This is a genomic window from Pseudomonas sp. NPDC089392 (genome assembly GCF_044749595.1).
Taxonomy (GTDB): Bacteria; Pseudomonadota; Gammaproteobacteria; order Pseudomonadales; family Pseudomonadaceae; genus Aquipseudomonas.
Genome location: NZ_JBIVIF010000046.1, coordinates 12,967 through 33,446, shown reverse-complemented (window position 1 = coordinate 33,446; position 20,480 = coordinate 12,967). Strand labels below are relative to the sequence as shown.

The window sequence follows — 20,480 nt, the reverse complement described above, 5'->3', positions numbered from 1 at the left end:
TGCCAATGAACGAATTCACTGATATGCCCCTGGGCAACGAGGAAGAAAATGATGTCTTCGGATCTGAGCTTCTATCTGACGATTCTGGCGGTCTTTCTGATCCTGGCGATGTTCGTAACTGGCTTGAGAGCTTTGATAGCGCCAATCTTTTCGAAGGTCTTGACGCCTTCGATCTTGATAACGCTGCAGACGATGCTCAAGTGGATTTTCTGGGGACTGACGAAACTGTGGTCGAGTCATATCCTTTTGCTGAAGAACTTGGGCTCGCCGCACTCAATAATCTATCGAACCTTGGAGCGCAAAGACGAAAACTGAAGAAGGATGAGCTGCGCCGGCTTGATGAAGAGGATTTCGAGGACGGCGTAACGCGTCTCGCGTTTCGCATCATCAAGGCCAACGTCGAAGCCTTGTTCGCGAAGAAGCTACCGACCGACGTGTACGTTACGGCTGCGCAGTGGGTGTTCGGGCCTACTCTTGGCGACTGGGCATTTGATAAGTGCTGCGAGGTGCTTGGCGCTCGTAAGGACGTTATCCGCCTGCGGATCCACTACGAGTTCTGGCGTCGCTGGTACGTGTTCCCTGTCGAGTTCCCTTTCATGATCGACCCTGTGCCTGAAGCTGTTGCGGATGAGATCTTCATTCTGGCCGGTGATGAAGGTTTCGATCTTGCCCGGGTAGCATGGGGGCAGCCTGGCATTCGATCGGCTGACCTATTGGCACTGGCATCCCGTAACAATGTCACAGAGGCCTACCGTTCGGCCCTGGAGCGGCTGAGTGATCGTTACATGTTGAGCCAGCAGAATGACTGCTGGTACCTCACCGGCCGTAACCCAGCACTGAGGGCCGTGGACCTGGCTCTGTTGCCCCACAAGCCCTTGGTTAATCAGATCTCCTGGTCCAGCATGTTCTAACCAAGTGAAGAGGAAGCCAGGCTCTCGATTGCGCGGGGGCCTGGTAATACCCTACCCACGCCAGACTCTCACATCCCCATCATCTACATGGATGAAGCCAGTTCCATCGGGATAAAACCCCACCCCGCCGCCACCTAGATACAGGGCAAGACGTCGAAGGTAATCAACCGGAATACCTGGTACCGTGAGATCGCATGCACCGCCACGGAGGTGTGCTGAATGCTTCTTGCCACCCACCTTTTTATTGGTCGACTCCTCCCGATAGCCTGAAAGTACTATGAGAGGTTTGTGTATGCCGTTGATGGAGAACCAGCCCTGTATTCCGCACATGATGTTCAAAAGTGGGACGGAAATCTGTACGGCCTGTCCGGTGTGAACATCGCGCATCAGCCGACATATCGGATCATAACCGGGCCATACAAGAGCCCCCTTATCGAAGTAGACCTTATCGACCTCCTCCCATTTACCAGGCTCGACCTCACGCTTCAGCCAGAGACGTCTCGGTTGATCCCAGAAGGTGCTGGCGATTGAGAGTAGCGGTGTTGAGGAGGCGGCCAAGCCGAGGGCGTAGTGTAGGAATGATCGACGATCCAAGGGAGAGCTCCACTATCTGTGAAGCAGACTCTATCACTGCATGCAGCGTATGTGTACGTGTTATGTATGGATTTGTGATTTATACTTTAATCGAGTAGCCCTAGGGCTATTCGTCCTCGTTCACCCGCTGCATGAACCAACTCGTTTCTGCACTTTGTTGGCGTATCATTGGGACAATCCCACCCTCAAAATCATCCGCGCTATGACCGGAGAGACAGATACTGAGCAGGGTGCAGAAATTACCCCCATGATCTTCTAGCGCTGGGTGCCCCTGGTGGATGTTCTCAACGAGATTATTCAGATTCAGAAGCTCGGACACGCTTGTGCATCGGAAGTTGAACAGCAGGTCTTGCCACTCGCCCAATTCAAAGTGGTAGACGCTGCCCGCATGGCAATAGGTGTGACCATCAATTTCCTTCATGACTGGCCAGCGCATCAACATCAGAGCGGCTTCACCAGGAAAATCCTGGGTAAGAAAATCTCCCAAGCATGCTGCTCTCTGCAGGCGCAGGGCACGGTCTATCGGTGCATCTGGCGTCGCGGGTGATCGAGACAACGGAGTAATGTATACCGGAACCTCCCCGAGAATGTCGTCGTAAATTTCAAAGGAGGGCTCGTCGATATCCGGGGTATCGTCATCAGCGAGCTCATACTCCCAACCGAGGGCATCAAAGACCTCGCACCAAAGAAACGGCTCTGTGTCACCGCAAAGAGCTAGTGCCAATTGTGTCCGGTTAGGCTCACATTGCAGCTCGAAATGTTCGGGGTTGCCTGGTGCAGCGAAAAACTTGAGTCCGTCATCCTCTGGTAGCTCATTGAGGAATGCTTCAAATGCCAGTCTCTGTTCAGTGCTGACAGCGAACTCATCTGACTTCGAGAAAGCCTTGAGCGGCTTTCCCGAGGTGGGGTTGACCACGCTTAAGATAAAAATCGCGAGGGGGGGATCGAGTTGGTGCACTCCAACCAAGACCTGCATGTGATGCTTAAGTCTGGCCTGGACAACTTCCGAATCAACCTTCTCGTCGACCAGTGAGGGTGGAAGAGCTTCAATGGCGTAACTCATGATGTCCCAGCTACCGAAGCCGCACAGACTTGCGAGCATCGCTGCCACCTTATCCTTGGGCAGCTCTGCTCCGCAGCTGCATATGTCAACCCAGTCACGAGCCCGATCAATCGAACTCAAAACAAATGGCTCTTCGTGCATGGGAGGGCTCCGATCAACTAAAGGTATGCAGGTTGATCTCAGCGTAGCGGATGTCTCAACGGGAGTAGTCCTACCGATCGTTCCATTGCAATCACCACCCAATGCGTAGGCATAAAAAAACCCGGCAAGAGCCGGGTTTGGGGGGTTAATTTAAGAGCCCTCGCATGTGCTTGAGCTGCTCGTTTAAGTCGCCGACCCGGTTGGGTGGATTGAAGGTTCCAAGGTTGGCTTCAAGAGCCTCTAGCACTGGCTTGAGGTTCTCTGCAGCCTTGAAGCCCGGCTTATCAGGATCGAGCGCTTGAAGCACGTTCTTCTTGGCCATCATGTTGAACCATTCAGGCTCCCAGTTCTCACAACCAGGTAGCGCAAAGATCGTCCTTTTCGAGCCCATTTCGACGGCTGATAACATGTCGATAGGGCCTTCGACGATCATGAACTCACTCTCAGAGCCTTCCCAAATCCAAGGAGATTTTCCGCCGTAACGCATGGCCTTCTTCTCCCCTTCTTTGGGTTCACGCATAAGCCTGAACTCTGCAGCACAGTGCGATTGCGACCGAAACCACAGTGGCCGAAATGCACAGGCTGGCGCCTTCTTTTCGGGGTTCCACAGGCCAGCTTTCACCATCAGTTCCTGCCCTGCGACCTCAGTCAAGAAGCCCTTGGCTTCCATTGGGTTGTTCGGGATGGTGATCAGGATGCCTCGATTGCAGGCCTCTCGTGCTACACCCTCGGATATACCCCGGCCAGCAAAGTACTTCAGGGCGTCATTCGACGGATAATTGCGAGATTCGGCGACCCGTTGCAATACCAGCGCAAGAGCACTGTCATCGCGTTGGATCGCGTCCATGGGCTTCGGCGGAATGTAGTGCTTAAGCAGCTCCACGTCGGCGCTCATGAGTTCCAGGCCAGCCTCACGATGTGATTTTTCCCAGTAGTAAGCCGCCGCAGCGACCACGTCACCTTGCTCACCGCACGAGTAGCAAAGCCACCCGCCATTTTTTACGCTGATTTTCACCGAGTGAGCGGAAGAAGCTCCGCACCCAGGGTTTGGACAGATGTTGTACCGGATAGCACCTGCTGACGGTCTCGCCTTCGCACCGAGCATGTGCTCGAAGAACCAGTCGAGCGGGACATTATCTCGCACATACTCAAAGTCGACCTCATAGGCGACTCCATTAGCATCGCGCTTGTATGGTCCATTAGTTACTGACATTTTCTGGTTCTCCAGATGAAAACTTGATGCTTTGTGATGCTTCACGCCGGCCTGTAAACCTCAGCCCGCGGCCGTGGCCAGCAGCCGAGCCTCATCCCATATATCAATGTCTAGCTCCCGGGCAGCTTCGAGTTTCGAGCCTGCTTCTTCGCCGGCAACGACGAAACTGGTTTTGCTTGAAACCTTGCTGGAGACCTTCCCCCCTGCTCCCTCGACCAGGGCTTTGGCAGCCTCTCTGCTAAGGGTTGGAAAAGTGCCAGTGAGGACGACGACCTTGCCCTTCAGCGAGGTTCCACTGATGGCAATGAAGTCGTTCGGTGTGGTGATCACGGCTAGGCGATCCGCCTCAGCACCGAGTGTTGAATCCTCGAAGAATCGGGTGATGTTGGTGGCGGTACCGTCTCCAACATCCGCGGTGGCCAGCAGTTGCGCGTATGTCGCTGCGCGGAATGCTGACCAGGACCCGAACTGCGCCGCCAGAGCTTTGCTGGTGGCCTCGCCGACACCCTCGATCCCCAGCGAGAAAATGAACCGCGGGAGTTCAGGAGCCTTGGAGCCCTCAATGCCCGCGATCAGGTTCTTCGCGGAGACCGTCCCAAACCCCGGGAGCGGTGCGACTACCTTGTCGTTCAGGCTGTACAAGTCGGAGGGCATGCTGATCAGGCCGGCGGCGACCAGAGTAGAGACCGACTTGTCGCCCAGGTTGTCGATGTTCATTCCCAGCCGAGAGCCGAAGTGAGCGAGCTTGCCCTGCTTCTGTGCTGGGCATTTGATGCCACCTGGGCAATACAACTCGACGGCGCCCTGCAGGCGAACTAGGGGGCTATCGCACGACGGGCACTTTGTCGGCATCACATAGCGGGAGAGGGACTCATCGCCGATCGAGGGCACTGTCCGAACGATCTCCGGTACCACATCCCCAGCTCGGCGAACGATAACGGTGCTACCGACCTTGATGCCCTTGGCCTCAATCTGATCAGCGTTATGGAGAGTGGCGCTGGACACCACTACACCTCCGACTCGCACAGGTTTAAGCTTCGCCACAGGGGTTGCAGGCCCAGTTCGGCCGATCTGCACCACGATGTCTTCGACGATGGACACGGCCTCTTCTGCCGGATACTTAAACGCAATGGCGAAGCGGGGGGTGCGATTGTTCCAGCCAAGGCTTTCTTGGTCGGCAAGGGAGTTGACCTTGAATACGACGCCGTCGATGGCTACTGGGAGGTTGGTTCGATTCGCACCCACCTCATCGTAGAACCCTTTGATGCCATCCCAGCCGCGGACCACGGTCGTTTCAGGGGCGATGCTGAATCCGAGCTCAAGCAAGCCCTCAATGATCTTCCACTGTTTGGTTGTCTTGAACGCAGGCGTGCCATCGAGCTCCTGGGCTCCATACGCGTAGAAGGACAGCCTCCTGGAGGCAGTCACCTTGGGGTCCAACTGGCGCATACTGCCGGCGGCGCCGTTGCGGGGGTTGGCGAGGGTCTTCAAGCCCTGGCTCTTGAGGCGCTCATTCACGATCTCAAAATCGCTATTGAGCATGACAACCTCGCCACGAACCTCCAAATCAATGGCCGCAGGGAGGGTCAAAGGCAAGTTCAGGATGGTTTTGGCCTGTGCCGTTACATCCTCCCCGGTCGTACCATCCCCGCGGGTGACTGCGCGAACCAGGACGCCAGCCAGGTATCGCGCCGAAAGCGCTAAGCCGTCGTACTTCAGTTCAGCGGTGAACTCGATGTCCGCCGGCTGTGACAGCTCATCCAGCACAGAGCTTGCAAATGCCCGTGCCTCTTCCTCGTTCATGGCGTCCTTGAGCGACAGCATTGGCACATCGTGTGGTGCTTGGACGAACTCCTCCAGAACCCGGCCACCGACCCGCTGCGTTGGTGAGTCGGCGGTAGCCAGATCTGGATACGCAGCTTCCAGTTGCTCCAGTTCACGAAACAGGAGGTTGAATTCTCCGTCCGGGATCGTCGGGGCATCGAGTCGGTGGTACGCATCCATGTGTCCAGCGACCTCTGCACGGAGTTGAAGAAGGCGTTGCTCAACCTGGGCGAATTCAGACATGGTTTTTCCACTGGCAGGATAGGTGTGTGCATGATTATAAATCTGCCAGTATTATGCGTACATGTTTCTTTTTCGTGCGCCAAATTGTGCTGGCGGTAAGCCGGCCAGGAGTGAGTTGCATCATGTTTTCGAACCTTCACCTCTACCGGATTACTGAGCCCTGGGGCTTGTCTACGGCCGACCTTGCGAAACGGCTGGAAAAAAAGGCTTTCACCCCTTGTTCGGGTAGCGTCACCAAAACCCAGGGGTGGGTGGAGCCCCGCGTGGGCGGTGGTCTCGTGCTTGAGGTGCAGAAACAGATCCTGCTGAATCTGTGCTTTGAAGAAAAGAAAGTCCCAGAGCCGGTGTTGCAGCGACACGTGGCAAAGAAGGCGGCCAAAATGCTCTCAGAGAAGGGCTACAAGCCCAGCCGGGACCAGCTGAAGGCGATGAAGGACGAAGCGTTTATCGAACTTCTGCCCAGGGCATTCGAAGCACAGAGCACGGAAAAGGTGTGGATCGATACCGCGGCGGGGCTGATCGGCATTGACTGTGGCTCACCGGCGAAAGCCGATGATGTTGTCACTCAAATCCATGATGCCATCGATATACCCGCATCACTGATTCGGACCTCGATGGACCCCTCCTCTGCGATGGCCACCTGGTTGATGAACAACGAATCCCCTGACGAATTCACGGTCGACCGTGAAGTCAACCTGCAGGGGCTGGACCTTGAAAAGTCAAAGGTGGGTTACGCCTCGATCAGCCTGGAGCGAGAAGAGATCCGCCAGCATCTACTGGAAGGTCGGCGGCCCGTACGATTGGCCATGACGTTCAATGAAGAGGTGTCTTTCGTTTTGACGGACAAGTCGACCCTCAAGCGCATCGTCTTCCTCGAAAACGTGAATAAAGAGATTCCCGATGAGGAGGATGAAGAGGCCGCATTCGGTGCAATGTTCCTGACTTACGCTGGCGTGCTGTCAAAGCTCGTGCCCGCTCTAATGGAAGCGCTCGGCGGCGAGGAGGCAGCACAGGGGTAATCAGATTTGTAGATGCGTGATGTGCATTACCGGGTACTAGGCAAACGCAAGGCTTAGCCACTCAACCCGGGAGAATGACCATGAAACTGACTATCGACACCGATGTTTGCAAACGTAAGGCTCAAGCTCTGTCGCTTGAACTCGCTCTGTTCATCACCGCGTGCTGCATGCGCTTGAAACTGCTCTGTGAGATTGCTGTGATGCTGGCAAAGGCCGGTTACTACAGGATGTTCTTCTCGCAAATCTACACCACCAGCAACATTGATGTTGACGGTTTCCGTAACGTGTTCGAGCTTGAAGGTTATCCAAGCGTCACGCCTGGCCATGTGCGCTTGCAGTATCGCCAGACGGTGAACGGTCACGAGAAGGCTCGCACCAGCATGCTGGTTACTGTGCAGGAATGGGATGCAGTGGCCCGCCGTGTGGCATTCGGTTCTGGGCGCTTGGCGCAAGCCGATTAACGTTTTACAGCACCCGGCCTCACCTGAGGCCGGGTTTTTTATTACTCGCCGTACAGCGCGTCCCATGCCTCTTGGACTGCTTCGTCCGAGGCGTCGCTGAGCTCACCCAGGCTGACGGTCGCATACCCACTGGCATGTTTCACGAGAAGCCCAGCGCGATGCCGGGCTTGATCGTGATCAGTGGACGGGGCCTGGGGCTTGTTGTTTGTAGATCTTCTGCAACCTGGCCTCGGCAAGCTTCGCGATCTCAGGCTGCGCACGGAGGCGGATGGTATCCAGGGCCAACATGGCGCTGATGTCGCCAGTGATCGACGTGAAGGTAGCATCTGGTGAGCAGCCATCGTCCAGAACGGATTCTGCTTCTGCAGACGCCACGACGAACGTCGGTACCGATTCCACCTTGAAGGCCTTGAACAGATTGGGGTTGATCTCCCACGGCACACCGGCCTTGTTCACCTCCAGCGCAGCCTGTTTGGTCTGCATCTGGGAGCCGTTTTTAAACCCTCTCACGACCATGACGGCACCGGTTTCACGCGCCTGTTGCGCCAGCCGCTCAAGCGTATCTTTCGGCATTGAGAACGACACGAAGATGATGAAGTCGTTCGCGCCATGGCTAACCTTCTTCCCGTCCTTGGCCGCGTTGAATCGGGCAATCACGTCGTCGAGCGATTCAGTCTTGGTGGGTGCTGGGGCGTCAATGACCGGTACCGTGGCCTTGAACGTGCCCGGCTTCACCGGATCAATCTTCCCGTTCAGAGCGGCACTTCGAGATGCCGCCTGCTCCTGCATGATCTTCTGGATAGCTTCGTTGGAAGGAATTTCCAGCTGCTGGGACACGGCAGGCACGGCGATGAAGCTAGTTACTAAGAGTAGCGCCGCCGCAGCAGTCGCGTTTACGGAAAATGCCATAGCCAAAGTCCTTGTAACCTGGGAGAGGGAACTCAGTGTTCGATTCGGTCAGAATGGTCGACCGCCCGATTGGAGAGCAGCACTTGCCTGCGATTTTTGCGGTCTCAGGCTTGGGGTAGAGGCGAGTCAGCTTGTACTGCCGCTTGTCCATGATGATCTGCGGGTAGTAGCCGCACATGGCGTCACCCCCCATTGCCGCCCACTGGGTACCAGCGGCATGCAGTTTTGCGAGGATTCGCGTGGTTTGCAGCCGGGCGGTTTGCTCCATGCTCAGGTGCGCCTCGTTTCGGCCGGTCAGCGGGTACATGTGACCGTACGAGCCGGCGGCCCAGAAGATCGTGGACAGTGGAAAGCCCGCGGCGGCGGCAACGGCATCGGCGGACATGGCCCCAATCGCCAGCATGCTTCCGAACGGGAATGCGTATGGCGTCAGGATGCCGGCGAGCTCGTCGTCGTTGTGGGTGGGGTCTGCAAAAGACATCCAGGGGACGTCGATACCGCGGTTGTCCATGCAGGTATCGTCCAGGATGGCGCCCATCACATACATGGCCGGGTTGATGTAGAAGTTGACCTGCATGAACGAGTCGCGTGTGCTCCCGATGCCGCTGCTCTGATCGTCAGAGATGTAGCCGAAGGCGTCTGCGTTCACGCCTACGTTGACTTTCACCCCACCAAGCAAGGGGAAGCATCCAGGCACCGTGGTAACGTCGGTCATCATGTCGAACTCCCAGAACGATGTGGGAATGCCGACCTTGGGCGGGTTGTCGCACGTGCAGAATGCGCTTTTGTTCCCACTGTCGAAGTCCTCCTGGCCATCGGAGATGAGCTCCGTTGAACCGAAAAGCTTGATCGGGAACATGCAGGACCAGCAGACATCCGAAATCAGGTTCGGGAATTTACCGGTGCACACGCCTTCATCGGCAGAGCTGACCGGACTGAGCAGGGCCGTTGCCACAAAGCCCAGGGCCATAAGCAGTTTCTTCATAGCTTCAACTCCTCGATCTGGAGTTCCCTGCCCTTTTGGGTCAGGACCGCGGGAACGCGCTCGATCCCGAACTTCTTCGTGAGGATCCCCATCTGGTCGAAGTAGACCGGGCGACCCCACTCCCGGTTGAGCTTCAGGAACGAACCCGCGACCAATATCACTTTGTCCCGGGGATGCTCATCGGTGCGCTTCTTGGCGTACTGCAGCTGCTTCGGATCGCGAGCGTCGATGAAGATGATCGCTTTGCTGAGGGTGATGTGGTCCAGCGGGTTGATGCGAGTGCCCGCCGGCACCAGGATGTTGCCCAGATGATCTTTGACGGTCTCAGGGTACGTGTAGGTCGGGTCGTACATCCTGATCTGTGGCTCAACGACGGGCCCAATGCCGGGTACCGGCTTGGGGTTTTCTGCTCCGGCCAACTGCTTGTCGCGGTAGTCGTTCCAGAACTTGTCGAGTTCGCCTTTCTTGTCCATCGCTTTCAATCGACCTTGGATCATGTCGATTGCATCCTGCTCCTGGATCTCCCAGGTGTTTCCGTACTTGCCGAGATCTTCGGCATGAACAGTGGATGACGTGAGGTAGAGGGCGGTAAGGAAAGCGGATGCGCATAAGCGGCGTAGCTTCATCACAACTCCAATGAGAATGCCCAGCCCGGGGCTCATGATGATCAGGTGATCAGAAACCAACGTGGCCATCGAAATGGCCACGTGGAGAAAACTGTCGGAGGGGGATCAGGAACCGCCGTTGAGGAAGTTATCCAGGCGCTCAAGTGGTACCAGCCCCGGCAGCTTTCGGCCGTCTTCGCTCACCATGGCTGGGGTGCCTTGGAAGCCGATGCTTTCAGCCAGGGCGATGTTGCGCTCGATTGGGTTGTCGCATTTCTTCGCCGGAGGCTGGGTGCCATGCGCCAGTGCTTCCCATGCTGCAGCCCGGCCCGATTCAGGCAAACACCAAACCGATTCTGCTTTGGCGCGAGCCTGCGGGTGCAGTGAGTCAAGCGGATACATGAAGGTGTAGATCGTGACGTTGTCGAGCTTGGCCAGGACGTCCGATTCCAGGGTTTTGCAGAACGGGCAGTCAGGGTCAGAGAACAGGTAGAGCTTGCGGGCGCCGTTGCCCTTCACGCGAGTGATCGCATCGGCCAGAGGAAACTTCGATACGTCGATTTTCTCAGCGGCAGCTCGCTTAGGTGCCGTCAGGTCCTTGCGGGTCTGCATGTCGTAGACGCTGCCGAACAACAGGTAGCGACCTGAAGCGTCGGTATAGGCAATGTTCTTGCCCATGGTGATTTCGTAGAGGCCATCAATCGGCGCCCGCTCCACGTTGGTGAAGTTGGTGGAGGGGTATTTGCCCTTGAGCGTGTTGAGCACGGTCATGATCTCGATGTCAGCAGCTGGCGCCGCTGCCGCAGCAGCTGGAGCGATGGCTGCTGCAGGGGCCTGAGCCACCTCTGGTGCAGGAGACTCGGCCTGGGCGAATGCAGCCAGCGAGCAACTGGCGAGAGCGATAGCGACAACGAGCTTTTTCATCGGTTACCTCAGATTTAGAAATGGCATCGGTAGAATTATGTGTACGTGTGATCATATACTAGCAATACCGACAACGCGTGACTATACGCAGCGAGTATTAAAAGAGAGTTATGGATACCGCAAAGCCGCCATCTCACCCGTTGCAGCAACTGCAGCACGCCTATCACGCCATCAACGAGCGTTTCTTTTCCGGGGCATTGCCTGGCTGTGAAATCGGATTTTCGACACGCCATGGATCTGAAGGCCATTACCGGCCTGGCGCTCTTCCGAGCGGGGAGCTCTGCCCGGCCCTGGACCAAATCGCCATCGGGGCGCACCTTTCGAGCAGCAAGATGATCGAATCGCTGGCGCATCAGGCCTGTCATCAGTACCGCCAGCACTCCGGACCGCCCCCGCGGCGGTCCTACCACGACCAGGTCTGGGCCGAGAAAATGGTCGAGATCGGTCTGCAACCGTCCAGTACCGGTATGCCTGGTGGCCGAGTGACTGGGCAGAAGGTGTCGCACTACCTTCTCGAAGGCGGGGGCCTGAGTCTCCTCATCCGCGAGCTTCACGATCAAGGGCTGAATATCAATCTGGCGGGTGCGGCCGGGCCTGCTGGTGCTGGCCTCCGAAGCGCGAACAAAAAAGCCTGGGCCAGAACGAAATACACATGTGCTGGCTGCAACAAATCTGTGCTCGGCGGCGACCAGTTCAACCTGGTGTGCGGTGATTGCCAGCTGCCGCTAACGGCTGAGGTATCTACTGCGGGAGCGATCGAGCGCGAAGGCGCCGAGATGTCGACGTCGGGTGCAATACTGCATTCGTCAGCCAGAACTCTGGTGCAGCCGGCGGCATAAAAAATCCCTCGAACCAATGGTCCGAGGGATGGTGAAGCAGTTATGCAGAGCTGGTTCGCTCGCAAGAATCCAAACGGCTCATGTCCGGCCTGCATTCTCCATTACGTTGCTTTCCGGGATAGGAATCCCGTAGTGGTCGGCATCGTGGTACACCGATGAGTTCGGATTGAGGAATGACAGATCCTCAACGACCCAACGTCCTCCATTGCTACCTCCTACGAGGAAACAGCATGTGGTGCCAGCAGGTACGTCAATTTGGTAAGCGCTTCGGCCCACCTTCAGCTCGATTGTGGCGGCGATGACGGTCTTGCCCAGTTTTGCGACAGGGGTGCGGGTGCTCATGTGTATCTCCTGAAAGGCGTTTATTGCTGGCAGATCAATAAGTGAACAGGTCACCCGCAGATCCATTGCCGTTGTTGAACTTCGTGTCACGAGGCACTTCGAACCAGCTGTAACCGTCCCAGACCTCCAGCGTTTCGCCAGACACACGTGCATCGAAGTAGCGCCCGCCCAGCTTCGGGTGGTAGGCGTAGATGCCCGCCCCTTTCATCAGGTGATCTTCAATTTTCTTCCTTGCTATAACTGCGGTGAGAGTGGCCATCGCCTGCTCCATTCATGTGAGGTGTGCCGAGGCACTTGAGTCGCCATCTGGCGTTGAACTTGCCTTTGGGGATGTCCCTCATGGGCCTATAAATCCACATGAAAAACCCGGCGCGTGGCCGGGTTGGATGGAGCGTTTCTAAGCTTGCAGCTGGTAGCTACCAGTTACCTTGGTACCGCGCATGGCGCTGTAGTAATTGACGCGTTCGATGAAGGGGATGGCCTTCAACGCGGTTGAACTGAAGCCATGCGCTGAGCGGATGGTCTCAATGGTGCCTCCTGTTGAAAGCTCCCAGAGGAAAATGGTGCCACCATTGGCATGCACCGCTGCTTTACGGGTGATCTGCGCGTCTTTCATCAGTCGCGAGGCTTCGATGATGGGATGCATACCGCCACCCTTCACTTAGCTTTGGTGTTGGCGACGAACGATTCGAGTTCCTTAACGGTCGAGCCGAAATTTACTTTCTCGCAGAGCCCTTCGATCTCTTGGATGGACAGAGGGGTGAGCTGTCCGGAATTGCTTGCGATATCAAGCAAGCCCGGAGTTGCTGACTCGCCGCTTCGAAGGAACTCCTGATAGTGGCGAAGTGAGGCGAGGATCGTACCTTGTTCACGGTCATCGACCAGAACTGCAGTTTGAGTTGCTTGGATTTGCTTGGACATGCTGAATCTCCTGAATGAAACAGGTCTTGCGATGACCTGGTCCCAGGAGATGGTGAGCATCGAGCAATAAAGCTGGGCTCGGTTTGAGGTAGGGGTGCTGATGCGAGTGTGCGAGCTCTGCTCCGGTGATAGGCCGACAGGACAGAGCTCAGCTCCAATGTGTGCTGGTTTCTCTACTTTGGTTGGTCAGCCATGGTTGTACACTTGGTGCGGTAGCCATGCGGAGTTTTTTGTTGAATCCGATAAATCCTCAGGAATTCGGCCCTGCTCGCGCACACTCCGAGGCAGAGCCTGATACCTCAAACCGCAGGTTCAATATCATCGATCATGAAGTCTAGTTCAGACCGCAAATAATCAAAGCGAGCATTAGCGACTACATCTGGATATTTGGAATCCATGAATGGGGAAACCATCCACCCTTTATGCTCGCTTTTTGATCGCTCTTCAAAAAACTCCGTCAAGCCAACCTGACTAATGACCTGAATTGCGATCTCATACTCCTCAATCGACATGATTGTGTATGGGTACTGATCTACCATGCTCTTTTCAAGACCAGCCTTGTCTAGGAGATTAAGAATAGCGTCTTCAAGTTTCTGGAAGATGGATGGGCCAAAGAGATACCAGTTTGAGAGAGTCAATACAACCGGGTAGAGTTTCCGACCCTCTGGCTTCCATGGCGTATACTCACTAACTACATCCGCCAAATTCTTGTAGTTCTGAACGACGAATTTTGCCAGATGATTAACCTCTTTCTCTAGAGCGCCCTCCTCTAGCTGGTAACGAGCTGGAAGTCCAAGGCGCTTCGATTTACACTCAATAAGCATAGCCGCCGATCCATCGTACACATACCAGTCCACCCCATCCTTCTTAGTCTTTTTAACGAAATACTCCTCTCCCGCTCGAATTGATAGATTGCCCGTTGTTATAAGCTCAGCACTTATTTCACCAACATATCGTTCAACCGCCGCCCCGTATGGATTCTCAAACCCCTCAATTCTTCCCAAGTCAAAAAATAAGCCTTCCGACACTCTCGACAAGATAAAATGAGGAACCGGGCAAATTACAATATTAGGGGCCTCTGGAAAAACACGAACCAAAGGTGTACTTTGCAAAGGGTTGATAGTGTACGACCAGTTCTCATTGTATTCTTGAACTGACTTGGTCCGCTCTCGGAGGGGCTGAAAATCCATCACAATCAAGTTGAAAAATGAATCCCGTTGCTGATCAGAAACTCCGAGCTGTGTAAAATCAGTATTCAGATCATATGAATTTTTTGAGATGAACGCACCGGCTGTCGCCATACCTAGGAGATAGAATTTCTTGATAGTGAGGCCAGTCTCCTTCTCCAAAAGGGCTTCAACCTCAGGCGCTCTGTAAATCCTAAAGTATCGAGCAAGCCGCAATTCGACAGTGTGGGCCTGCCAGGGGAACTGTTGCTGAATGATCCGATGCACTTCTTGGAAGATCATCTTTTCAAGGCGGCCGTGCACCTGTTGATCTTGCAGCTTCCTGACTTTCTCGATGGCGGAAACAAAATCTCTTAAGTCAAAAAGGTTTTTTGTAGCACCCACTCCAGAGTTCAAGATCACCTCACGCGCAAGGATATCGAGCTCCCAAGGAAATACTACACCCTTTATAGAACACTTGCCCTTTGGATGAATGCGTGAAAAGTGCAGAGGAATAGATTCCCCATATTGGATATTCTGAAAAAACCGACATATTTGTAGAAGGGCTGCAGTACGGTCAAGCTTGGCAACAAAATTACGAAGTGGCTTGTAATGGTGATACATCAGTCTTCCCTGATTATTTGACGTCAGAAAAAAGCGTAGAAACTAAGCACGATATTGCGTAGTACTTTACACTATCCCTCGGCGCTGGGCACTGCCACTATCTTGCTTGTCGAGACGACTACCGAGGCTGATTCGGATAACCTTTGTCCATGGCAGCGAAGCTTGAAATCCAACTCATCGGCCGATTTTGGCGACCTGATGTCTCTGTTTGTGAGACTCACAACTGATGGCAGGGAGGTAGCAATGGTGATGGCCTGCATAGAAGCCGAAAATGGACGTGGCCAACAAGCTTATGTCGATTACAGCACTTCGTATTCTGCACCAGGGACAACTGCAGCCTACAGAGTACCTCGACCCGTTCGAGCCATTGATCGGGCGTGGCTATTATCCCCCACCCCTCGTTGTCCTCGGTACCTCCCGCGGATTAGCCACTAGGGGAATTCAGGTGGCTGATAAGCGAAAGATCAGGAACTCATGATTATCGCCTGCATGCCAGGCTCTCGCGATCGAGGAGGCCGAGTACTGGAAGCAGTTCAGCCGGCCAGCATAGGGTGAATCTGGCTGGACCGAGGATGTTTTGAACCGATCAAAATCATAGCCCGCACGGTTGGAGGCTTGGCTCGGTTGATAGGCTGCATGCTGAGCTCGTTATCTTCCCGGCGCTGCTGCTGTTCGTGTGAGAGTATGGTGGCCATCGTTGTCCCTATTGGGTTAAGGCAGAAGTCGCGCCTGGAACGCGTACCTATACGCCTCGTGCTTCTGAATGCATGGGTTGCCTTTGCCCATTCCGATACTGTGAGTATTTATAGTGCTGATTAGAGGGTTTTAAAGCAGTGTATAAGGATGCCTAATCCTCTAGAAGCGGCTAATTTCCGCCATTTTAGGGGGCGCAAGCGATGGTCTGAAGAATTTTATAGATCCATGTTGCATCGCCAGCGGAATCGGTGTCTAATAGGGCCCATGCAGGCGATCAAGCCTCAACCTACCCAATCTCCTGAAAGGCTGGGAAAATCAACCGAAAGGTTGAACTTGCGACCACAAGGCCCGCTACTTCGTAGTGGGCCTTGTGGTTTCTGGCGTTCGTGAATCATGCGCGTTTCTTACGCAGTGCATGGGTTCGCTAAACAAGAGTCCGCAGAGGGCGGAGGTGATCACGCCTCTACCCAACTACAGATCACTCCCCTTGTTCTGTGCCTTTGGTGGACTGCCGCCACAGTTTCCAGGACTCATAAAGCCGCTCGGCGGATACGGGCTGTGCAAAGCCCATCCATTCCGCCACCAGGGCCGGCGTTTCACCTCTTTCGAACAACTCAGCCGCAAAGGTATTACGTAGGGTCTGCGGGCTAGCTCGATGCTCAGGATCGCGAATGGCCTTCACCCCGGATTCGACGATCACGGCCTCGGTGATGCGGTTCACCGTCGACGGGTTGATCGAGGTGATTTTGCGACCGTTCTTGACCACCGGCGTGATGTCGCTCGGGAACACCAGGTCGCCCTCGGTACCGGCCTGATGGCGGATGTGCAACCAGGTGGCCAGCGCCCGGGCGGCGTAGTCAAACGGCTTGGTCCGGTGCTCGAACTTCGAATCCGCATAGGAAATGATGATCCATGGGGCGGCTTGCGGGGTGATGCAATTAACAGTCAGGCCGACGATGTCCTGCACCTTGAGCCCAGCCCCCACACACAGACCCACCATCGCCCGATCGCGGGCTTCGCGCCAGCGCCCCCGCTCGTTCTGCGCCGTCAGCGGCGCCACCAGGTGATTGGCCAGCAGCTCGGCTTCCTGGGGCCGCAGAAAGCTCGTAGGCAGGTTGCCGTCGACATCCTTCCATTTGACCCCTTCAGCCCTCAACGCCTGCGCCGCCGGGTTGAGGAAGCCTGGCTCTTCCTTTTCCTTGAACAGGTCGGCCAACACCCGTTGTATGAGTTTGCGGTACCGGTCGCGCTGCGGCCTATTGTTCACTCGCTTTTCGTTCTTCTCGATCTCAGGGGTTAGGCTATCGAGGAAGTCTGAAATATCGCTTGCATCCACTTCGTCTAATTTAATGCTCTTTTGCTCAATCCAGTCGACAAACCGGCCCCACTGTGCACGGTAGACCTCTGCAGATGACACTCGAATCCGGACTGAGGTGCCCCGCCCCGCCTGCTGGCTGATCCAGTGGTCGAATGTCTCCTTGGGCCGTTCATTCCAAGAAGGACTATCAGGTTTGAAGAGGTCTTCAGTAGCGCTCATGGGCGACTCCGGAGGTACAGGATGGACGGGAGCTAGGTCGGCCTGCTCTGACTGTTAATTGCATGTCGATGAAGTGTAGTGGAGAACATTTGTACTCGCCTGGTTTTTTCACTGACAGAATGGGGTGTGCCTGGCGCCGGCACTGCGGGCCGAGAGGGACCGGCGGCTTCAAGAGCACAGAACAAGGGAGGGGGTATTCGTGCGTGTGTGGCATCCCTGAGGGCAAGTTCAACTACTTTCAGGAGTTCGCCATGAACAACGTATCGCTCATCAGCTTCATCAACCTGCTGCACAGCGCCTCCCACGTGCAGCTGACGCTGCCCGGGCTTACCACGCGCTGCACTGCGGAGGTCGAGCAAACGGATTCCACCATCACCCTGCTTCGCCTGTTGTGGTCGAGCAACTGCGAGACGATGATCACTGCTGAGGCACTGTCGGCTGGTCACTGGGTCGACGACACGTTCCACTGCCTGGATATTCACGGCCGCGAGGTGACGCTGCAATTACTGCAGACGACAACAATCAAACCCGACTGCAGCACGCCGAACGAGCTCGATGCCTTGCTCCGTGAACTGTTGCTGGAAGCTAATCGCCGCCGGCACTTGCCAACCAAGCCCATGCAAAATGCCCTGCAGGTAGCTGTCTGGGAAGGTTCGAAGTCAGTCCGACGGTTGCTGTTCCCGCAGATGCTTGCAACGCTGAACACCGTCCAGGAAACACTCAACAAAGCCGCGCAACTCGGCGTATGGGACTGGGCCTCGATGCCGCAACTGCGTGACCAGGTCACGGCTGCGCTCGCGGCTGATTACGGTACCGAGGTCACCTGGAGTCCGGATTGCGTCTACGACCACCTGGACAGCGGTGAGATCCTCGATTTCTTCGCGGATCTTCGCAAACGCACCGACACTCTGGATGAAGAATCCGAGCTGGTATGGCGAGTCTTGGTCATGGCGGTCAACCTTCTGGAGAAAAAGCAGCTCCACGAGTTGCTCCAGGGCCTGCGTCAACGACTGGAAGACACGAACGACGACATGCGCGAGCTCTGCTCTCTGCCTGTCGCTGATTTGCTGCGACTGATCGCAGACCCTGAGGCTGATGCCGAGGGGGTATAACGCTCTACCCGCCCCGACCTTGTGTCGGGGCTTTTCTTTGGGCAAAAGAAAACCGCCAGTCCGAAGACCAGCGGCGGATGGAGCGTTTGTGTGGGCTATGCCGATTTCAGCACATAGCGCTTCTGCGGAATGAGCACTGTTTCTTCGACGACGTTTAGGCTCAGCATGTCGATGAAGGTTGAGCGGATATTGTCACAAGCATTGTCAAATGCCTCGACGACCTCCACGCGGTTCGCGAGTTGGTCCAGAGACCATTCGTTGAAGTCTTCATCCTGGTCCAACGCCTGGCCAGAGACACGAAGCGTTTTGGGTGGATGCTGGAAGTTTAAACGACCTGCATGACCTTCGGCGCCACAGCGACCGCAGCGGTTGTCACCTTCGGAACAGCCTTGGTAATTGCGTTGAGAGCAGCTTCGGCAGTAGGACTGATAGCCGGTGGACTCCCAGTGGCTCTTCATGAGCACCAGATACCCGCTCGAACGTCCATTACTGCTGATGGTGAACTCGCCATTCATTTCCACGACGAAGTCCTCGATCACCAGAGACAAGTCATCCCAGTAGTCGACATTGAGCAGCTCAAAGGCCTTCTCTGTCTGCTCCCGATCCAGGCCAAGGGCATGAATCTTCACGCAGTGAGCGTAACTGGTGACGCGGTTCCAAGAGTTCATTGTGTCATAGCGATAATGACCAGCCAGGAAGCTGATCATCGCTTGACGATCGGTGCGGTCCACTGCGGCTTTTTGAAAATGTTGCATTGGAAAATCTCCTGTTGGCTGTATAACCGGAGATGTGCAACACAGAGCGGTAAATCCGGGCAATGGCGCGATCGGGGATCATAGGCCTGGGGCCGGCCCGGGCAGATCGAGTGCTGCAACGGCGAGTTGGCCCGCTGGGTTAGCCCACCCGCCTGGCAACGGTCTGGGCATCACCAAAACTGCGTGATAGGCCGGGTCTCAAAATTGTCGATGGCTTCCTTGTGCTGCTGGTAATGCTGCTCGTAAATCTTGATGTTGAGGCGGCAGAACTCTTCCAGCTCAGGCTCGGGTAACCGCGGCGAGAATAGAATCACTGGCCGCTGGTCCTGATCTGCGAACTGCAGGGTGCCGTCAGGGAACATCACCTGAGGTATCCCGCCCAATAGCATCTCAACTTTGGTAATGAACGGGGTGATCTTGGACTGCTCGGGCGCGAAAATGTGCATCACTTGATCGGTCATAGCGGTTATCTCCTAGGTCAATGGAACAGGGATGCGATTAGGTCCTCTGGTCCCTACATCACACCAGCTTCAGATGGGGTCTTTTAGGGTCGCCTATACGGACCTGCAGCGCCGGCTGCATGTGCATTACGTCAAAACCCATGGACTTGAACCACACAGGGTTCATCAACGTGCGTTTCTCGGTGGGGAGTTCGAAAAAACCGTTGTCCTCGGACCAGAATCGGCCGCTCACTGGATGAACCAGGTCAAGCTCACAGGTGCCGTCGGGATAGGCGCACACCACAAGCTCCCAGGACGGATCAGGGGGGATTGGCCATTGGTAGCCCGCCGGCCCCAGGCGCTTCCGAATTCCGCCGTCACAGCGGCCGGACAACCCATATACGAATGCACGGACATGCCACATCAAGACCGGGCGGTTTCGCTCAGTCCACCCTGCACATGCATGCCTGAATGCCTGGCGAACCAAAGGCCTTGGTAGGCCCCACTGAAAGCACGCAAGGCCCTTCTGATACATATCTTCGAAGTCGAGGTTGGGATAGCCTGCGTCGTCCGCTGCACGCTCCAAATAGTTCATGCTTCGCGCACCTCCGGGCGATGTGCAGACCATCCGAGACGGTACTCGTCCACCCTGGCCAGCGCGTCTGCTGCCGAGCGCTCGACTAGGGTTTGCGTTTCCCCATCGGTGTACAGGCAGCCCGTGGTATCCATCACGAGCGCAGCGCCGGCAAGGTCGATTGCCAGGATGTGGGTGTAGTTTTGGTGGCCTGCCAGGCTATTTTCACTTTGAGTAAGATCTCGACTGATCGGCCCTTTGGCGACCCCGCGGTATGGCTCTGGAACTGTCTCGGGCCATCCGTCGCAAAAGAATGACTCGACGAATTCCAGCAGGCCGATTCCGAGCTCGGCAGCGAAGCGTTTGATGCCCTCGATCGATGATCCATCCCACGACCATTCTTCAATCAAATTCCGATTGCACATGCTGGGTCCCTCCCTAAGGCTCCGGCACCATTGTGTGTGCACCAATTGAACCATGCATTCTAAATAATATCGATACTTAACACGTAAACATAAGTCGATTAGAGATAACTGTGGCCTGCAGTGAAGCACGCTCATCCTGCGGGCGAAAAAAAACCCG

The 20,480-nt window shown here is 55.6% G+C and carries 23 protein-coding genes; 5 read left to right on the top strand and 18 right to left on the bottom strand.

Annotated features, from left to right (window positions below; all coding sequences use genetic code 11):
* The first annotated feature begins 5 nt into the window (after window positions 1-5).
* The gene (locus ACIP1G_RS26940) at window positions 6-911 is read left to right on the top strand and encodes a hypothetical protein (RefSeq protein WP_060515487.1); all 906 of its coding nucleotides are present in this window, start codon (window positions 6-8) and stop codon (window positions 909-911) included.
* Between the two features lie 51 nt (window positions 912-962).
* On the opposite strand, the gene ACIP1G_RS26935 is transcribed toward ACIP1G_RS26940, so the two are convergent.
* From ACIP1G_RS26935 to ligA, 4 genes are all read right to left on the bottom strand, one after another.
* The gene (locus ACIP1G_RS26935; RefSeq protein WP_082425846.1) at window positions 963-1,505 is read right to left on the bottom strand and encodes a DUF882 domain-containing protein; all 543 of its coding nucleotides are present in this window, start codon (window positions 1,503-1,505) and stop codon (window positions 963-965) included.
* Window positions 1,506-1,611: 106 nt separating this feature from the next.
* Window positions 1,612-2,709, bottom strand: a complete 1,098-nt coding sequence (locus ACIP1G_RS26930; protein ID WP_181131289.1) for a hypothetical protein — start codon at window positions 2,707-2,709, stop codon at window positions 1,612-1,614.
* Window positions 2,710-2,854: 145 nt separating this feature from the next.
* The gene (locus tag ACIP1G_RS26925) at window positions 2,855-3,967 is read right to left on the bottom strand and encodes a toprim domain-containing protein (RefSeq protein ID WP_256213817.1); all 1,113 of its coding nucleotides are present in this window, start codon (window positions 3,965-3,967) and stop codon (window positions 2,855-2,857) included.
* 15 nt (window positions 3,968-3,982) lie between these two features.
* Window positions 3,983-5,989 (bottom strand): NAD-dependent DNA ligase LigA, encoded by a 2,007-nt coding sequence (ligA, locus tag ACIP1G_RS26920; RefSeq protein WP_181131288.1) that lies wholly within the window; start codon window positions 5,987-5,989, stop codon window positions 3,983-3,985.
* 26 nt (window positions 5,990-6,015) lie between these two features.
* Here ligA and ACIP1G_RS26915 point away from each other — a divergent pair, with 26 nt between their 5' ends.
* Both ACIP1G_RS26915 and ACIP1G_RS26910 read left to right on the top strand, forming a co-directional pair.
* Window positions 6,016-7,008, top strand: coding sequence for a recombination-associated protein RdgC (locus tag ACIP1G_RS26915; protein ID WP_256817004.1), 993 nt, complete (start codon window positions 6,016-6,018; stop codon window positions 7,006-7,008).
* Between the two features lie 80 nt (window positions 7,009-7,088).
* The gene (locus tag ACIP1G_RS26910; protein ID WP_060515481.1) at window positions 7,089-7,469 is read left to right on the top strand and encodes a hypothetical protein; all 381 of its coding nucleotides are present in this window, start codon (window positions 7,089-7,091) and stop codon (window positions 7,467-7,469) included.
* Between the two features lie 177 nt (window positions 7,470-7,646).
* Here the strand turns inward: ACIP1G_RS26910 and trbC are convergent, their stop codons facing one another.
* Genes trbC through ACIP1G_RS26890 form a run of 4 tightly spaced genes read right to left on the bottom strand, consistent with a single transcriptional unit; the run spans window position 7,647 to window position 10,892 of the window.
* Window positions 7,647-8,378: a type-F conjugative transfer system pilin assembly protein TrbC gene (gene trbC / locus ACIP1G_RS26905; protein ID WP_258197967.1), complete on the bottom strand. Its 732-nt coding sequence runs from the start codon at window positions 8,376-8,378 to the stop codon at window positions 7,647-7,649.
* Complete coding sequence (locus tag ACIP1G_RS26900; protein WP_060515480.1) at window positions 8,326-9,363, bottom strand: TraU family protein; 1,038 nt, start codon at window positions 9,361-9,363, stop codon at window positions 8,326-8,328. The genes trbC and ACIP1G_RS26900 overlap by 53 nt, the downstream gene beginning before the upstream one ends.
* A complete protein-coding gene (gene traW / locus ACIP1G_RS26895; protein ID WP_082425845.1) occupies window positions 9,360-10,058 on the bottom strand; it encodes a type-F conjugative transfer system protein TraW in 699 nt (232 codons plus the stop codon). The genes ACIP1G_RS26900 and traW overlap by 4 nt, the downstream gene beginning before the upstream one ends.
* Window positions 10,059-10,094: 36 nt before the next feature.
* Window positions 10,095-10,892, bottom strand: coding sequence for a DsbC family protein (locus ACIP1G_RS26890; protein WP_181131287.1), 798 nt, complete (start codon window positions 10,890-10,892; stop codon window positions 10,095-10,097).
* Window positions 10,893-11,002: 110 nt separating this feature from the next.
* On the opposite strand from ACIP1G_RS26890, the gene ACIP1G_RS26885 reads away from it, so the two are divergent.
* Window positions 11,003-11,731 carry a hypothetical protein gene (locus tag ACIP1G_RS26885; protein ID WP_181131286.1) on the top strand — a complete coding sequence of 243 codons (729 nt, stop codon included), beginning with the start codon at window positions 11,003-11,005 and terminating at the stop codon, window positions 11,729-11,731.
* Between the two features lie 78 nt (window positions 11,732-11,809).
* Here ACIP1G_RS26885 and ACIP1G_RS26880 read toward each other — a convergent pair whose 3' ends face one another.
* The 6 genes from ACIP1G_RS26880 to ACIP1G_RS26855 form a co-directional block, all read right to left on the bottom strand.
* Window positions 11,810-12,073 carry a hypothetical protein gene (locus ACIP1G_RS26880; protein WP_060515477.1) on the bottom strand — a complete coding sequence of 88 codons (264 nt, stop codon included), beginning with the start codon at window positions 12,071-12,073 and terminating at the stop codon, window positions 11,810-11,812.
* 34 nt (window positions 12,074-12,107) lie between these two features.
* Window positions 12,108-12,332, bottom strand: a complete 225-nt coding sequence (locus tag ACIP1G_RS26875; RefSeq protein WP_060515476.1) for a hypothetical protein — start codon at window positions 12,330-12,332, stop codon at window positions 12,108-12,110.
* Window positions 12,333-12,470: 138 nt separating this feature from the next.
* A complete protein-coding gene (locus ACIP1G_RS26870; protein WP_060515501.1) occupies window positions 12,471-12,719 on the bottom strand; it encodes a hypothetical protein in 249 nt (82 codons plus the stop codon).
* Window positions 12,720-12,730: 11 nt separating this feature from the next.
* Entirely contained in the window at window positions 12,731-12,994 is a 264-nt protein-coding gene (locus ACIP1G_RS26865; protein WP_181131285.1) for a hypothetical protein, read from the bottom strand.
* A gap of 299 nt (window positions 12,995-13,293) precedes the next feature.
* Window positions 13,294-14,784: a hypothetical protein gene (locus ACIP1G_RS26860; protein ID WP_181131284.1), complete on the bottom strand. Its 1,491-nt coding sequence runs from the start codon at window positions 14,782-14,784 to the stop codon at window positions 13,294-13,296.
* Between the two features lie 1,174 nt (window positions 14,785-15,958).
* Window positions 15,959-17,017, bottom strand: coding sequence for a tyrosine-type recombinase/integrase (locus tag ACIP1G_RS26855; RefSeq protein ID WP_181131283.1), 1,059 nt, complete (start codon window positions 17,015-17,017; stop codon window positions 15,959-15,961).
* 251 nt (window positions 17,018-17,268) lie between these two features.
* On the opposite strand from ACIP1G_RS26855, the gene ACIP1G_RS26850 reads away from it, so the two are divergent.
* A complete protein-coding gene (locus tag ACIP1G_RS26850) occupies window positions 17,269-18,129 on the top strand; it encodes a hypothetical protein (RefSeq protein WP_400742520.1) in 861 nt (286 codons plus the stop codon).
* 95 nt (window positions 18,130-18,224) lie between these two features.
* Here the strand turns inward: ACIP1G_RS26850 and ACIP1G_RS26845 are convergent, their stop codons facing one another.
* The 4 genes from ACIP1G_RS26845 to ACIP1G_RS26830 all read right to left on the bottom strand — a co-directional run bounded on the left by ACIP1G_RS26845 (window position 18,225) and on the right by ACIP1G_RS26830 (window position 20,323).
* A complete protein-coding gene (locus ACIP1G_RS26845; RefSeq protein ID WP_060515471.1) occupies window positions 18,225-18,884 on the bottom strand; it encodes a hypothetical protein in 660 nt (219 codons plus the stop codon).
* Between the two features lie 170 nt (window positions 18,885-19,054).
* Complete coding sequence (locus tag ACIP1G_RS26840) at window positions 19,055-19,345, bottom strand: hypothetical protein (RefSeq protein ID WP_060515470.1); 291 nt, start codon at window positions 19,343-19,345, stop codon at window positions 19,055-19,057.
* A 58-nt stretch (window positions 19,346-19,403) separates the two neighbouring features.
* On the bottom strand, window positions 19,404-19,919 hold the full coding sequence (locus tag ACIP1G_RS26835; RefSeq protein WP_060515469.1) for a hypothetical protein: 516 nt from the start codon (window positions 19,917-19,919) through the stop codon (window positions 19,404-19,406).
* On the bottom strand, window positions 19,916-20,323 hold the full coding sequence (locus tag ACIP1G_RS26830; protein ID WP_060515468.1) for a hypothetical protein: 408 nt from the start codon (window positions 20,321-20,323) through the stop codon (window positions 19,916-19,918). Before ACIP1G_RS26830 ends, ACIP1G_RS26835 begins: the two co-directional genes overlap by 4 nt.
* Window positions 20,324-20,480: the final 157 nt, after the last annotated feature.

What these genes read in the sequence shown, in the direction of transcription:
- ACIP1G_RS26940 (WP_060515487.1), top strand. Translation starts at nt 6, where the DNA reads ATGAACGAATTCACTGATATGCCCCTGGGCAACGAGGAAGAAAATGAT.
- ACIP1G_RS26930 (WP_181131289.1), bottom strand. Translation starts at nt 2,709, where the DNA reads ATGCACGAAGAGCCATTTGTTTTGAGTTCGATTGATCGGGCTCGTGAC.
- ligA (WP_181131288.1), bottom strand. Translation starts at nt 5,989, where the DNA reads ATGTCTGAATTCGCCCAGGTTGAGCAACGCCTTCTTCAACTCCGTGCA.
- ACIP1G_RS26910 (WP_060515481.1), top strand. Translation starts at nt 7,089, where the DNA reads ATGAAACTGACTATCGACACCGATGTTTGCAAACGTAAGGCTCAAGCT.
- trbC (WP_258197967.1), bottom strand. Translation starts at nt 8,378, where the DNA reads ATGGCATTTTCCGTAAACGCGACTGCTGCGGCGGCGCTACTCTTAGTA.
- ACIP1G_RS26900 (WP_060515480.1), bottom strand. Translation starts at nt 9,363, where the DNA reads ATGAAGAAACTGCTTATGGCCCTGGGCTTTGTGGCAACGGCCCTGCTC.
- traW (WP_082425845.1), bottom strand. Translation starts at nt 10,058, where the DNA reads ATGGCCACGTTGGTTTCTGATCACCTGATCATCATGAGCCCCGGGCTG.
- ACIP1G_RS26890 (WP_181131287.1), bottom strand. Translation starts at nt 10,892, where the DNA reads ATGAAAAAGCTCGTTGTCGCTATCGCTCTCGCCAGTTGCTCGCTGGCT.
- ACIP1G_RS26885 (WP_181131286.1), top strand. Translation starts at nt 11,003, where the DNA reads ATGGATACCGCAAAGCCGCCATCTCACCCGTTGCAGCAACTGCAGCAC.
- ACIP1G_RS26880 (WP_060515477.1), bottom strand. Translation starts at nt 12,073, where the DNA reads ATGAGCACCCGCACCCCTGTCGCAAAACTGGGCAAGACCGTCATCGCC.
- ACIP1G_RS26875 (WP_060515476.1), bottom strand. Translation starts at nt 12,332, where the DNA reads ATGGCCACTCTCACCGCAGTTATAGCAAGGAAGAAAATTGAAGATCAC.
- ACIP1G_RS26870 (WP_060515501.1), bottom strand. Translation starts at nt 12,719, where the DNA reads ATGCATCCCATCATCGAAGCCTCGCGACTGATGAAAGACGCGCAGATC.
- ACIP1G_RS26865 (WP_181131285.1), bottom strand. Translation starts at nt 12,994, where the DNA reads ATGTCCAAGCAAATCCAAGCAACTCAAACTGCAGTTCTGGTCGATGAC.
- ACIP1G_RS26860 (WP_181131284.1), bottom strand. Translation starts at nt 14,784, where the DNA reads ATGTATCACCATTACAAGCCACTTCGTAATTTTGTTGCCAAGCTTGAC.
- ACIP1G_RS26855 (WP_181131283.1), bottom strand. Translation starts at nt 17,017, where the DNA reads ATGAGCGCTACTGAAGACCTCTTCAAACCTGATAGTCCTTCTTGGAAT.
- ACIP1G_RS26850 (WP_400742520.1), top strand. Translation starts at nt 17,269, where the DNA reads ATGAACAACGTATCGCTCATCAGCTTCATCAACCTGCTGCACAGCGCC.
- ACIP1G_RS26845 (WP_060515471.1), bottom strand. Translation starts at nt 18,884, where the DNA reads ATGCAACATTTTCAAAAAGCCGCAGTGGACCGCACCGATCGTCAAGCG.
- ACIP1G_RS26840 (WP_060515470.1), bottom strand. Translation starts at nt 19,345, where the DNA reads ATGACCGATCAAGTGATGCACATTTTCGCGCCCGAGCAGTCCAAGATC.
- ACIP1G_RS26835 (WP_060515469.1), bottom strand. Translation starts at nt 19,919, where the DNA reads ATGAACTATTTGGAGCGTGCAGCGGACGACGCAGGCTATCCCAACCTC.
- ACIP1G_RS26830 (WP_060515468.1), bottom strand. Translation starts at nt 20,323, where the DNA reads ATGTGCAATCGGAATTTGATTGAAGAATGGTCGTGGGATGGATCATCG.